The sequence below is a fragment of the Streptomyces sp. NPDC001443 genome, from assembly GCF_053597355.1.
Window position 1 is genome coordinate 53,426 of record NZ_JBSFIA010000033.1, and the last position, 13,467, is coordinate 66,892.

Below are 13,467 nucleotides of genomic sequence, written 5' to 3' on the forward strand. Positions count from 1 at the left end.
GAACGGCGAAGGGCGGGCCGATGACCTCGACCCGCCCCGGAACGCGCGTCACTTGACGGCGCCCGCCATCACGCCGGTGACGAACTGCCGCTGGAACACGAAGAAGACGGCCAGCGGGATCACCATGGAGATGAACGCGCCCGGCGCCAGCACGTCGATGTTGTTGCCGAACTGCCGTACCTGCGTCTGGAGCGCGACCGTGATCGGCTGGCTGTCCGCGTCGGTGAACACCAGCGCGACCAGCATGTCGTTCCACACCCACAGGAACTGGAAGATGGCCAGGCTCGCGATCGCCGGACCGCCCAGCGGCAGCACGACCCGTGCGAACAGCCGCAGTTCGCCCGCTCCGTCGAGGCGGGCCGCCTCGAGGAGTTCACGTGGGATCTCCGCGAAGAAGTTCCGCAGCAGGAACACCGCGAACGGCAGGCCGAACCCGACGTGGAACAGGATCACCCCGAGGATGGACCCGAACAGCCCCAGTTTGCCGAACAGTTCGGCGATCGGGATCAGCGCCACCTGCACGGGCACGACCAACAGCCCCACCACGCCCAGGAACCACCAGTCCCGGCCCGGGAACTCCATCCACGCGAACGCGTAGCCCGCGAGCGAGCCGATCGCCACCACCAGCACGGTCGCCGGGACCGTGATCAGCACCGTGTTGACCAGGGAGCCGGTGATGTCGCCGTTCTCCAGCAGGTTGCGGTAGTTCTCCCAGGTGAGTTGGGACGGCTGGGAGAAGACCTCCCACCAGCCGCTCGCGCTCATGTCGGTGGGGGAGCGCAGCGACGACAGCAGCAGACCGATCGTCGGCACCAGCCAGAACAGGCCGACCAGCAGCAGGAAGACCCGGACCAGACCGCTGTTGACCTTCGCGAGCAGCCATGCCGTCATCGCCGCACCTCCCGCCTGAGCCGCCGTACGTTGAACCACATCACCGGGATGACCAGCAGCAGCAGGAACACCGCGATCGCGCTGGCGACGCCCGGCTGGTCCTCGGAGAAGCCCTTGCGGTACAGCTCCAGGGCGAGCACGTTCGCGTCGTCCTGGGAGGACCCCGGGGCGATGATGAAGACCAGGTCGAAGACCTTCAGCACATTGATCATCAGCGTGACCGCGACCACCGCGAGGACGGGGGCGAGCAGCGGCACCGTGACCCGCCGGAACACCTGCCACTCGTTGGCGCCGTCGACCCGGGCGGCCTCCAGGAGTTCCCGGGGCACGCCCGCGAGCCCGGCCGCGATCAGCACCATCGCGAAGCCCGCCCACATCCAGACGTACGAGCCGATGATGGCCGGGGTGACCAGCGAAGGGCCCAGCCAGTTCACGCCGTTGTACGGCGCCTTGAAGTTGCTCGCGGGCAGCCGCAGCAAGGCCCCGTCCGCGGCGGCCGGGAGCGTGAAGGTGCCGTCGGCGGCGGCCTTCGCCGACGCCACGACCCGGCCGTCCTTCACCGCCTCGATCCGCATGCCGGAGTAGCCCGGTTCGGACGGGTCGGGGGCGCCGAGCGTGCCCACCCCCTTGCCGCGGGTGAAGTCCTGCCAGGTGGTGCCGGTGATCTTCCCCGGCTCGGCCTTCGGCTTCGCGGCCGGCGCGGCGCCGTCGGGCATCTGGTCGGGGGCGACACCGACGAGCGGCAGGGTGACGGCCTCGCCGGTGCGGACCGGGTCCTTGGTGACGAACCCGCCGCCCTGGGCGACGAGCGGCGAATCGCGGCCAGGGTGGGCGTTCGGGAACGCCGACGACTGCGCGAACGTGTCGTGCACCCCGACCCACACCGCGTTCGCGACGCCCTTGTCCGGGTCCTGGTCGTAGACCAGCCGGAAGATGATGCCGGCCGCCAGCATCGAGATCGCCATCGGCATGAAGACGACCAGCTTGAACGCCGTTCCCCAGCGCACCCGTTCGGTCAGTACCGCGAAGATCAGACCGAGCGCGGTGGCGACCGTGGGCGCGAACACCACCCAGATGACGTTGTTCTTCAGCGCCGTACGGATGCCGTCGTCGGTGAACAGGGCCCGGTAGTTGTCGAATCCGGCGAAGCCGTCACCGGAGCGGTCGTAGAAACTGCGTACGACCGAGTACCCGATCGGGTAGACCACGAGCGCGCCGAGCAGCACCAGGGCGGGCAGCAGGAACAGCGCCGCCACGGTCCTGCGGGTGCCGGTCACGCTCTTGCGTCTGCTCGGCCCGGCGGGGGCCGGACCGGCCCCCGCCGGGATGTCCGACGCCATCGCCGGATCAGCTCCCGTTCCCGTACGCCGCCGCCGCGTCCTTCTCCAGCTTCGCCTGGGTGCCCGCCACGTCCGACGGGTTCTTCAGGAAGTCCTGGAGGTCCTTCCACTCGCCCTTGCCCGGGGTGCCGCCGAAGGCCTGCGGGGCCTGGTCGGACATGTCGAAGCGGAAGTCGTCGCCGGCTGCGATCAGCGCCTTGGCCATCTTCTGCTGCACCGGGTTCGGGTACACCGACGGGTCGACGTTCTTGTTCGGGGAGAGGTAGCCGCCCAGCTTCGCCTGCACGGTCGCGGCGTCCGGCGAGGCCAGGAAGGTGGCCAGCGCCTGCGCGCCCTTGGAGTCCTTCAGCACGACGGCCGCGTCGCCGCCGCTGACCACGGGCGCGGTGGCGCCGACCTTCGGGAACGGGAACACCTTCGCGTCCGTGCCCACCTTCGCCTTCGTCTCGCCGATGTTGACCTGCACGAAGTCGCCCTCGAAGACCATGGCCGCCTTCGGCTGGTCGCCGCCGGTGAAGGTCTGCGTCACGGATGCCGGGAACTCGGTCTGGAGCGCGCCGTCCGCGCCGCCCGCCACGTAGCCCTTCTTGCCCCAGACCTGGGCGAGGGTGGTCAGCGCCTCCTTCACCGAGGGGTCCGTCCACTTGATCTTGTGCTGGGCCAGCTGGTCGTACTTCTCCGGGCCCGCCTGGGAGAGGTAGACGTTCTCGAACCAGTCGGTGAGGGTCCAGCCGTCGGCGCCGCCGACGGAGAACGGGGCCACCCCGGAGTCGTAGACGGTCTGCGCGGTGTTCAGCAGCTCTGGCCAGGTCTTCGGCTCGCTCGCCCCCGCGTTCTCGAAGACCTTGGCGTTGTACCAGATCAGGGACTTGTTGGCGGCCTTGTAGTAGACGCCGTACTGCTTGCCGTCGACCTTGCCGATGTCCTGCCAGGCCTGGGAGTAGTTCTTGGCGAGCTCGGCCTGCGCCTCGGCGCCGAGCGGCTTGGCCCAGTTCTTCTCCACGGCCTGCTTGATCGCGCCCGGCTGGGGCAGCATCGCCACGTCCGGCGGCTGACCGCCCGCGATCTTCGATCCGAGGAAGTTGATGATCGGGTCCTGGGCGGGCACGAAGGTGACCTTGGCGCCCGTGCGCTTCTCGAACTCCGCCAGCACCTTCTTGAAGTTCGCCTGTTCGGCCCCGGTCCAGACGGCGGCGACCGACAGGGTGGTGCCGTCGAGCCTGGGAAGGGCGACGGTGCCGTCCGCGCTCGCGGTGCTCCCGCCGTCGCTCTTCTTGTCGCCGCCGCCTCCGCACGCGGTGAGCGAGAGTGCCAGTGCGCCCGCGGCGACGGCTGCCGCCGCTCTCGCGGTCGTGCGTGTCCGGTGTGTTCTGCTCGTCCTCAGCATCACTGCCCCGTTCTTCGTTCGTCGTCGAACGTCGACCGCTTGCCCCGTGCGCTCCGGTCTACGCCGGGTCCATGGGGTCGGCAAGAGCGCATACGGTGTCAAGTGGGCGATCGTGACCACGTCGTGATCGGGCGCGATCGGGACGGAACGGACTCGCGGCGGATCGGACTCGGGGCCTGTCCGCTCGGGGCCTGTCCGGCGGACAGGCCCCGGGACGCGTCAGAGCAGGGACGGCACCTGCGCCGCCGACACCTCCCGGGCCGCCCGCTCCAGCGCGCTGGCCAGCAGGGCCAGGTCCGTCGGACCGTTGCCCAGTTCCCGCACCGGACGGCGGGCCGGCGGGTCGCCCATGCGGGACCAGTCCAGCGGGACCACCGTGGGCCGCAGGGTCGCCGTGCGGGGGATGCGGCCGGTGACCCGGCCGCCCTGGAAGGGGACCGTCCGCCCGTCCGCGACGCTGAGCTGTCCGCGCCCCGGCGCCGGCTCGTCGGCCCCGGACTCCGGCGCCTCCAGCGTCACCCGCAGCGCGGCCCGGCGGGCCGGTTCCGTCTCCGCCGTACGGCCGCCGGGGCCGGTGGCCGCCACCAGGTGGACGCCGAGCCGCTCGCCCTCGCGGGCCACGGCCTCCAGCGCGCGCATCACGGAACCCGCGGCGGGCCGCCCGGGGGAGCCCAGCGCGGGGGAGACCAGCGCGTCCAGGTCGTCCACGACCACCACCAGCCGGGGCAGCGGCGGCGGCGCCTCGGTCCGCCGCCCGGCCGCGCCCGGCCGCAGCCGGATCGTCGCGCTGGGTGGGGAGTCGAGATCATCCGAGCCGTCGGACCCGAGACCCGCTCCCGTCCCGAGCCCGGCTCCGGACCCGCCCCCGGGCCGGGACGTACCGCGGGCCGACGCCGTGCGCTGGGCGACGATCCGGCCCGAGACCTCGCGACGGGCGTGCCAGGAGGCGAAGTCGGAGCGGCCGAGCAGCTCGGCCCGGCGCTTCAGCTCGGAGCTCAGCGACTGCGCGAACTCCCGCATGCGCACGGGGTCGTTGGCGGTGAGATGCGTGGTGACGTGCGGTACGTCCGTACAGACCCGCAGACCCTCGCCATGGCCGCCGCCCGGGTTGCCCGAGCCGTCCCGGCCGTCCACCAGGACGATGCCCAGCCGGTCGGGGCGCTCGGCGGCGGCGAGCGAGGCGACCAGGGCCCGCAGCAGCTCCGTACGCCCGCTGCCCGCCGGTCCCTCGACCAGCAGATGCGGGCCCTCGACGACGAGGTCCACGCCGACCGGTCCGCGCGGTCCGGCCCCCAGGACGGCCGCCGCCCGGCCGCCGAGCGCCTCGGCGTCGTCGCCGGCGTCGGCCCAGCGGGCCATCAGGGACGCGGGGGTCGCCCGCGCCAGACCCAGCTCGTCCAGGAGCCGCGCCGCCTGCGGCAGCGGCACCGACACGCGCGGCTGCCGCTGGCCCGGGGCGCCGTCCGGGCGCAGCGGCGCCAGCGCCCGCCCGAACCGCTCGGCCCAGGCGAGCGAGACGGCGTCCACGGCCGCGACCGTGCCATGGCCGATGGGGCCGTGCCCGGCCGGGTCCGCCGCGATCCGGCCGACCCGCATCAGCTGCACCGCCGTCGCCACGTCCCCGCTGAGCAGCGCCACCGCGCCGCACTCACGGAACACCGGGGTCGCCGCGCAGGCCGCGTCGTACGTCTGTGTCACCGGGGAGGCGGGCGAGGCCGGGGCCGTCTCGGCCAGGCACACCACGTGGATGCCGGCCCGCGGGCCCTCCACCACCAGCCGGGCCACCGCCTCGCGCAGGTCCGCACCCCCGGGGTCGCCGTCGACGACGACCACGGTGTACGGCCCCGGGAAGGCCTCGGCCGAGTCCGCCGCGCCGTCGTCCCGGGCCCAGGAGGGGCGCCGGGGGGAGGGCACGGCCGGCCGGCCGTACGGCTCCGACCGGTGGGCCGCGGGGGCCGGGTCCTCCGGGTGGTCCGCCAGCCGGCGCAGCAGTTCCTCGGTGCGGGCCGCCGTCTGCTCACGGTCGTAGGCGAGCAGCAGCCGGCAGTCCTGGCCGTGCGCCGGGCGCACATGGGGCAGCCAGCCGAGCCAGGCCCACTCCGCGGCACGCTCCTCCACCGGGCGGGAGCGGTCCGCGCTGAGCAGGACGATCTCCAGGGTGTCCGGGGAGTGCAGCGCGGTGAGCTGCGCCACGACCGCGCGCGCAAGCCCGGACAGCCGGGGGCGCGGACCCGCGAGGCCCAGCGCCCCGGCCTCGCGCAGATCGGCGGTCACCGGTACCGCGGGCAGCGGACCCGAGCCGTCGGGCGCGGTCCGGTCGGTGGTGCCGAGCCGCACCGTGAGCGTCTCCGGGTGCCCAGGGCCGCGCTCCCACAGCCGGGGGCCGGGGCCCAGCGCCGTCAGCAGCAGGGCGGCCGGGTCCGGCCAGGTGTCCGGTCTGCGGGGCGACAGCGCCGACGGGGCGACGGCCCCGCCCTGCGGCTGCTCGTCGTACCCGCCGGGTCCTGCCGGGTCCGGCGTGCCGCGGCCGCCGGCCAGCCGCCGGGCCCACCCGGTCAGGCCGCCGGAGCGCCTGCGCGCGGCCGGTGCTCCGCCGGGCGTGTGGAAGGTGTGCGGGGGCGCGGGGTCGGCGTCCGCGCCGGGGCCGGTCCCGGACCGGAGGGCGTCCGTCGTACCACTGCCGAAGCGGTCGCCGCCGAAGCGGCCGGGGTCCGTGGTGCCGGAGCCGTCCGCCCCGGTCCGTCCGCCGTGGGTGTCGCCGTCGCCTCTGCCGTACGTCGTGCCGCCGCCCGGCGCGGCGCCGTGGTTCTCGATCAGCGGGGCCCCGCCCTGGACCGGCACGACGGGGGGTTCCACCGGGCCGTGGGCGCGGGCGCCCGACGCGGTGCCGGAGGCGCCCCAGCTCACCGAGCCGTAGGCGTGTCCGGTGCCCGTGTCGGGGGTGTCGGGGGAGCCGGCGCCGGCCGCGGCGTCCGGCGCTCCCGGAGCCTGCGCGGACGTGCCGGACGTGCCGGCGCGGTGCGCGGCCCGGTCCTGGCCGTCACCGGCGAAGGACTCGTTCCCGGCCCCGCAGGCCACCCGCACATGTCCCTCGCCGTCGGGCGTCGTCGCCACCCTCGCCCCGGGGCCCCCGGCGGGGGCGAGCCGCAGCGCCGACTCGCCTATGCGCAGCAGGGCGCCCGGCGTGAAGCGCACCGGGCGGGTGTGCACCCGGGTGCCGTCCAGGGCGGTGCCGTTGGTGGAGCCGAGGTCGGCGACCGAGACGCGGCCGTCGGGGTCGAGGGTGACCGCGCAGTGCAGCCGGGAGACGTCCGGGTCGTCGAGCGGGACGTCGGCGTCGGCGGAGCGGCCGATGTTCACCGGGCCGCCGTGCAGCAGATGGACCCCGCCCGCGTCCGGGCCCGCCACCACGTGGAGCTGGGCCGGGGCGTCGTCCATCTCGGGGTGCGGCTCGGGCTCGGCGGGGGCGCCCAGGGACAGCACCGCGCCGTCGATCAGCGGGGGTTCGCCGAGCGTGCAGCGCTGGGCGTCCAGCCGCTCCGCGCCGACGTACAGCACCACGGGACCGCCCGCGGACTCCCGGGGGCGGTCGTGCGCGGAGCCACCCGCCTCGCCGGAGACCGACGAGGACAGCGCCGCCGCCACCGCCGCCAGGGCCGTCCCCGCGGGCGCGGTGACCAGCACGTCGCGGGCGGTGGCGCGCCCCCGCGGATCGGAGGGAGGACCCAGGGGGTCTACGACGGTCAGCCGGATCTGCATCGCCGTCAGCGGTCCCTTCTGCGCGGGCGCCCGCCGGGCGAGGACGAAGCCGTGCCGCGGTCCCCCACCGCGGACTTCTCCCACCCCGCACGAGCACGTCGGCCAGTACTGGGGGCATCCTCGCACTTGCCACCGACAACGCGCCCGCCGCCCACCACCAAGTGATCTTGAATGGTCGGCTCTGCCCGCAAAAGTGCCTGACCCGGACCGTGCGGGCGACCGCTTGAGATCGGTCACGTTCGCTTACGGCAACCACGGTGGCCCCGGCGAGCGTCTTTCCTTCGAACATGTACGGGCTCGGGTACGTAAGACCCACAGAATGACGACATCCCGGTGCCGGACGGGGCGGCACTAGAGTGGGTCGGAACATCCGACAGTTGGGCCGGAACACCAGGCAAGCAGCAGGGAGCACATGACGTGCGGCCGGTAGGCAGCAAGTATCTGCTCGAGGAGCCGCTCGGACGCGGCGCCACGGGCACCGTCTGGCGAGCCCGCCAGCGTGAGACCGCGGGCGCCGAGGCGGCCGTTCCCGGCCAGCCCGGCGAGACCGTCGCGATCAAGGTCCTCAAGGAGGAGCTCGCGAACGACCAGGACGTCGTGACGCGGTTCCTGCGGGAGCGGTCGGTCCTGCTCCGGCTGACCCATCCGAACATCGTCCAGGTCCGCGACCTGGTCGTCGAGGGCGATCTGCTGGCGCTGGTCATGGACCTCGTCGACGGCCCCGACCTGCACCGCTACCTGCGCGAGAACGGGCCCTTCTCACCCGTCGCCGCCGCCCTGCTCACCGCCCAGATCTCGGACGCGCTCGCCGCCAGTCACGCCGACGGCGTGGTGCACCGCGACCTGAAACCGGCCAACGTCCTGCTGCGGCAGGACGGCGGCCGGATGCACCCGATGCTGACCGACTTCGGCATCGCGCGCCTCGCCGACTCACCCGGCCTCACCCGCACCCACGAGTTCGTCGGCACGCCCGCGTACGTCGCCCCGGAGTCCGCCGAGGGCCGCCCGCAGACCGCCGCCGTCGACATCTACGGCGCCGGGATCCTGCTGTACGAACTGGTCACCGGGCGTCCGCCGTTCGGTGGCGGCTCCGCGCTGGAGGTGCTGCACCAGCACCTGAGCGCCGAGCCCCGCAGGCCCTCCACCGTGCCCGACCCGCTGTGGACGGTCATCGAGCGCTGCCTGCGCAAGAACCCGGACGAACGGCCGAGCGCCGTGAACCTCGCGCACGCCCTGCGGGTCGTCGCCGAGGGCATCGGCGTGCACGCGAACTCCGCGCAGATCGCCGCCGCGGAGGCCGTCGGGTCCCTGCTGGCGCCGTCCGTGGTGCCCGGGTCCGCGGACGCCACCCAGGTGCTGCCCACCGGCCAGGCGCCCGGGATGTACGACCCGAACGCCGCGACCAGCTTCCTGCCGCACACCGGGGGCCCGGCGGGCGCCGCCGACCCCACCGCCGTACTGCCCAACCGGGGCGCGGCGGACCCGACCGCCGTCATGCCGCCGGTGCCGCCGAACCAGCCCGGACAGCGGCCGGGCGGCCCGGCGGAGCCGCACCCCTGGCAGTCCCAGCTGAGGGCCGCCCGCGACCGCAACGAGCAGACGCAGGTCCAGTACCTCGACCCCGGCGAGGACCCGCTGCGGCGCCGCCCGCAGCGCCAGGTCGCGCGCCCGCAGCAGCCCGCGCCGCGCCCGGCCCGACAGCCGCAGCAGCAGCCGCAGCAGCGCGGTCAGCAGGGCTACCAGCAGGGGTACGGGTACCAGCAGCCGCAGCAGCAGCCCCGGCAGCCGCAGCAGTACGCGCCGCCTCAGCAGCCCCGCCAGCCGCAGCAGCCGCAGCGGCCCGCCCGGGAGCCGCGCGAGCCCCGCCAGCGCAGCGCCAACCCGATGAAGATCCCGGGTCTGGGCTGCCTGAAGGGGTGCCTGTTCACGATCGTCATCCTGTTCGTCGCCGGCTGGCTGATCTGGGAGCTGACCCCGCTCCAGGACTGGATCGGCACCACCCGGAGCTTCTGGGGCCAGATCGTGCACATGTACGACCAGGTGTCCGGCTGGATCGGGGATCTCGGCAACAGCGGCGCGCCGACCGGCGGCGGCAACAACTGACGGACCGGCCGGACCGGCGGGGCGACCGCCGGCCGGCCGTCTGTCTGGGGATTTGTCGACACCTGACAGGTGATTTCCGCCTCGGCGGTGAAGGTTGGCTCGCCGGACGCGTAGTTTTAGCGACAACACGCGTCCGTAGGAGCAGCCTTGGCACGGAAGATCGGCAGCCGGTACGCCGCCCACCAGATCCTGGGGCGCGGCAGCGCCGGCACGGTGTGGCTGGGCGAGGGGCCCGAGGGGCCCGTCGCCATCAAGCTGCTGCGCGAGGACCTCGCGTCCGACGAGGAACTCGTGGGCCGCTTCGTCCAGGAGCGCACGGCGCTGCTGGGCCTCGAACATCCCCATGTGGTGTCCGTGCGGGATCTCGTCGTCGACGGGAACGACCTGGCGCTGGTCATGGATCTCGTCCGCGGCACGGACCTGCGCACCCGGCTGGACCGGGAGCGCAGGCTGGCGCCCGAGGCGGCGGTGGCCATCGTGGCGGACGTGGCGGAGGGACTCGCGGCCGCGCACGCCGCCGGGGTCGTCCACCGGGACGTCAAGCCGGAGAACGTCCTGCTGGACATGCAGGGCCCGCTGGGTCCCGGCGGCGCGCATCCGGCGCTGCTGACGGACTTCGGGGTCGCCAAACTGATCGACTCGCCCAAGCGCACCCGCGCCACGAAGATCATCGGAACGCCGGACTATCTGGCGCCGGAGATCGTGGAGGGGCTGCCGCCGCGGGCGGCGGTGGACATCTACGCGCTCGCGACCGTGCTGTACGAGCTGCTGGCCGGGTTCACGCCCTTCGGGGGCGGGCATCAGGGCGCCGTGCTGCGCCGGCACGTGACCGAGACCGTGGTGCCGCTGCCGGGCATCCCCGACGAGCTGTGGCAGCTGATGGTGCAGTGCCTGGCGAAGGCACCGGCCTCGCGACTGCGCGCCTCGGAGCTGGCGGCCCGGCTGCGCGAGCAGCTGCCGATGCTGGCCGGGATGCCGCCGCTCGACGTGGACGAGCCGGACGCGGAGCCGGGGGAGGCCCCGATGGACGAGGCGGGCGAGCCGGCCGCGCCCGTCGGTGAGCGCGCGGTGCGCCGGCGCGGGGCCGTACCCCTGGTGCCGGGCGCGAAGCCGGACTCCAACCGGGACACGCACACGTCGATGAGGGTGCCGGGCCCGGACGAGCTCGCGGGCGGCGCCCGGGGCACGGCGCGCGCGCCGCGGGCCGCAGGGGCGCCCCGGCCCGGATCCGCGCGCCACCGGGCCTCGGCGCGCAGACGCCGGGTGACGCTGGGGACGGCCGCGGTGGTCCTCGTGGCCGCGGTCGGGATCGGCACCTGGTGGGCGACATCGGGGGACGACACGGGGACACCCCCGCAGGACAGCAAGCACTCGGCCCCGCAGAACCCGTGACCTGAGCGGACCGGACCTGCCCTGCCCGCGAACCGGGACCGGACCCGGCCCGCCTGGGCGGACCGGACCTGCCCCCGGGGCTCCGCCCGCGGACCGAAGCCGGGCCCCGGGACCAGCCCGCGCCCCGCGTCCGCCCGAGCCCCGGGCCGACTCCGAGGCCGGTCGGTGCCGGACCCGCCCGTCGCTCGTGTCGGACCGGGTCGTGGTCCGTCCCGGCTCCGTCCGCTGCCCATCCCGGCTCCGTCCGTCGCCCGGCCCGAACCGCCCGGGTACGAGGTCACGCCTGCCCCGGCGCTCGTCGCCCGGCGGAGCCGTTACGCTGGATGCGTGGCAGTCGTCGATGTATCCGAAGAGCTCAAGTCCCTCTCCTCGACCATGGAGTCGATCGAGGCCGTTCTGGACCTCGACAAGCTGAGGGCAGATGTCGCCGTGCTCGAGGAGCAGGCGGCCGCGCCGTCCCTGTGGGACAACCCGGACGAGGCGCAGAAGATCACCAGCAAGCTGTCCCACCTCCAGGCCGAGGTCAGGAAGGCGGAGGCGCTGCGCGGACGGATCGACGATCTCGTCGTGCTCTTCGAGATGGCCGAGGAGGAGGACGACCCGGACACCCGCGCCGAGGCCGAGTCCGAGCTCACCGCCGTCCGCAAGGCGCTGGACGAGATGGAGGTCCGTACGCTCCTGTCCGGCGAGTACGACTCCCGTGAGGCCCTCGTCAACATCCGCGCCGAGGCCGGTGGCGTCGACGCCGCCGACTTCGCGGAGAAGCTCCAGCGGATGTACCTGCGGTGGGCGGAGCAGAAGGGCTACAAGACCGAGCTCATCGAGACGTCGTACGCGGAAGAGGCCGGCATCAAGTCGACCACCTTCGCCGTGCAGGTGCCGTACGCCTACGGCACCCTCTCGGTCGAGCAGGGCACCCACCGTCTCGTCCGTATCTCCCCCTTCGACAACCAGGGGCGTCGGCAGACCTCCTTCGCGGGCGTGGAGATCCTGCCCGTCGTCGAGCAGACCGACCACATCGAGATCGACGAGTCCGAGCTGCGGGTGGACGTCTACCGGTCGTCCGGCCCCGGTGGCCAGGGTGTCAACACGACCGACTCCGCGGTCCGGCTGACCCACCTTCCCACCGGCATCGTCGTCTCCTGTCAGAACGAGCGGTCGCAGATCCAGAACAAGGCGACCGCCATGAACGTTCTCCAGGCGAAGCTGCTGGAGCGGCAGCGCCAGGAGGAGCGGGCCAAGATGGACGCCCTCAAGGACGGCGGCAGCTCCTGGGGCAACCAGATGCGTTCGTACGTCCTGCACCCGTACCAGATGGTCAAGGACCTGCGCACCGAATACGAAGTCGGCAACCCCGAGGCCGTGTTCAACGGTGAGATCGACGGTTTCCTCGAGGCCGGGATTCGCTGGCGCAAGCAGCAGGAGAAGTAACCCGACGGAACGATTTGTCGACAAGGCAACTGCCGCCGAACAGGCGGCAGTTGCCTTTTTTCTGTCCGGCGACTGGGCTTTTCGTCACACTCTTGCCCGCAGGGTCCGGCATAGGCCCCGTACGAGGACATCGCGCGCGCAACGGCCTTGACGTTGCTTTGAAAAGTGGGAAGGGTAACGCGCGGCATGCGTATCTCTGGGGCGCATGTGAACCGGGGGCGCGGCGAACTTCTCAGCCGTCCCCGTTGATCACCGCCCCCCGTACGCGGCCCTCACTGACGATCGGCTACTGGGGGTAGCAATCAGATGACCAAGAAGACGCGTATCCGCTTCGCGCGGATAGCCGCCGGTGCCGTGATCGCGGCCGGTGCCTCGCTGACGGTGGCCGGTGCCGCCTCGGCCCTCGACCTCGGCGTCTCCGTCTCCGGAGTGGGTGCGCCGGACGGCACGTCGGAGGGTACGTCCGAAGGCACTTCCGAGGGCACCTCGACGGGTACCTCGGAGGGTACGTCCGAGGGCGCCTCGGTGGGCGTGACCGAGGGCACCTCGTCGGGCACCTCGGAGGGTACGTCCACGGGCACGTCCGAGGGCACCTCGACGGGTACGTCGGAGGGTACGTCCACGGGTACCTCCGAGGGCACCTCGACGGGTACGTCGGAGGGTACGTCCACGGGTACTTCCGAGGGCACCTCGACCGGTACTTCGACGGGCACGTCCACGGGTACCTCCGAGGGCACCTCGACCGGCACCTCGACGGGTACGTCCACCGGCACCTCGGGGGGTTCCTCCACCACCGGCGGCTCCAGCTCCACCGGCGGTTCGAGCTCCACGGGCGGCTCGGACTCCACCGGGGGTTCCGGCGCCACCGGTGGCAACACGAACACCGACACCAACGGCACCAACGACAACTCCGCGCAGGAGGAGGGCTCCTCGGCCCTCACCGACACCTCGGAGGCGTCCAACACCTCGGCCCAGAGCAACGGCGAGCAGCTCGCCGAGACCGGTGCCGGCCAGACCGCGTTCCTGCTGATCGGTGCCGCCACGATGATCGCCGGTGGTGTCGCCTTCCGCGTGCTGCCGCGTCTCGCGGGCGGCCGTGGCGGCGCTGCCGCCTGACGGTGACCGATTACGTACGGAACGTGTGTGCCCGTACACGGACATGAG

8 protein-coding genes are annotated in these 13,467 nt (G+C 73.4%); 4 read left to right on the forward strand and 4 right to left on the reverse strand.

All coding sequences use genetic code 11. The features are described 5' to 3' along the window. Positions 1–48 precede the first annotated feature (48 nt). The 4 genes from ACWC24_RS29235 to ACWC24_RS29250 form a co-directional block, all read right to left on the reverse strand. Positions 49–891: a carbohydrate ABC transporter permease gene (locus tag ACWC24_RS29235; protein ID WP_450665886.1), complete on the reverse strand. Its 843-nt coding sequence runs from the start codon at positions 889–891 to the stop codon at positions 49–51. Then, positions 888–2,168 (reverse strand): carbohydrate ABC transporter permease, encoded by a 1,281-nt coding sequence (locus ACWC24_RS29240; protein WP_450665929.1) that lies wholly within the window; start codon positions 2,166–2,168, stop codon positions 888–890. The genes ACWC24_RS29235 and ACWC24_RS29240 overlap by 4 nt, the downstream gene beginning before the upstream one ends. Before the next feature lie 70 nt (positions 2,169–2,238). After that, entirely contained in the window at positions 2,239–3,618 is a 1,380-nt protein-coding gene (locus ACWC24_RS29245; RefSeq protein ID WP_450665887.1) for an ABC transporter substrate-binding protein, read from the reverse strand. A gap of 219 nt (positions 3,619–3,837) precedes the next feature. Continuing rightward, complete coding sequence (locus ACWC24_RS29250) at positions 3,838–7,377, reverse strand: FHA domain-containing protein (protein WP_450665930.1); 3,540 nt, start codon at positions 7,375–7,377, stop codon at positions 3,838–3,840. A 417-nt stretch (positions 7,378–7,794) separates the two neighbouring features. Here ACWC24_RS29250 and ACWC24_RS29255 point away from each other — a divergent pair, with 417 nt between their 5' ends. From ACWC24_RS29255 to ACWC24_RS29270, 4 genes are all read left to right on the forward strand, one after another. Next, entirely contained in the window at positions 7,795–9,480 is a 1,686-nt protein-coding gene (locus ACWC24_RS29255; RefSeq protein WP_450665888.1) for a serine/threonine-protein kinase, read from the forward strand. Between the two features lie 147 nt (positions 9,481–9,627). Then, entirely contained in the window at positions 9,628–10,872 is a 1,245-nt protein-coding gene (locus tag ACWC24_RS29260; RefSeq protein WP_450665889.1) for a serine/threonine-protein kinase, read from the forward strand. 327 nt (positions 10,873–11,199) lie between these two features. Continuing rightward, the gene (gene prfB / locus ACWC24_RS29265) at positions 11,200–12,303 is read left to right on the forward strand and encodes a peptide chain release factor 2 (RefSeq protein ID WP_450665890.1); all 1,104 of its coding nucleotides are present in this window, start codon (positions 11,200–11,202) and stop codon (positions 12,301–12,303) included. A 306-nt stretch (positions 12,304–12,609) separates the two neighbouring features. Beyond that, positions 12,610–13,419, forward strand: a complete 810-nt coding sequence (locus ACWC24_RS29270; RefSeq protein ID WP_450665891.1) for a hypothetical protein — start codon at positions 12,610–12,612, stop codon at positions 13,417–13,419. Positions 13,420–13,467 lie beyond the last annotated feature (48 nt).

Bases quoted from the DNA above. Each gene is read 5' to 3' on its own strand.
- ACWC24_RS29235 (WP_450665886.1), bottom strand. From the start codon at position 891: ATGACGGCATGGCTGCTCGCGAAGGTCAACAGCGGTCTGGTCCGGGTC.
- ACWC24_RS29245 (WP_450665887.1), bottom strand. From the start codon at position 3,618: ATGCTGAGGACGAGCAGAACACACCGGACACGCACGACCGCGAGAGCG.
- ACWC24_RS29250 (WP_450665930.1), bottom strand. From the start codon at position 7,377: ATGCAGATCCGGCTGACCGTCGTAGACCCCCTGGGTCCTCCCTCCGAT.
- ACWC24_RS29270 (WP_450665891.1), top strand. From the start codon at position 12,610: ATGACCAAGAAGACGCGTATCCGCTTCGCGCGGATAGCCGCCGGTGCC.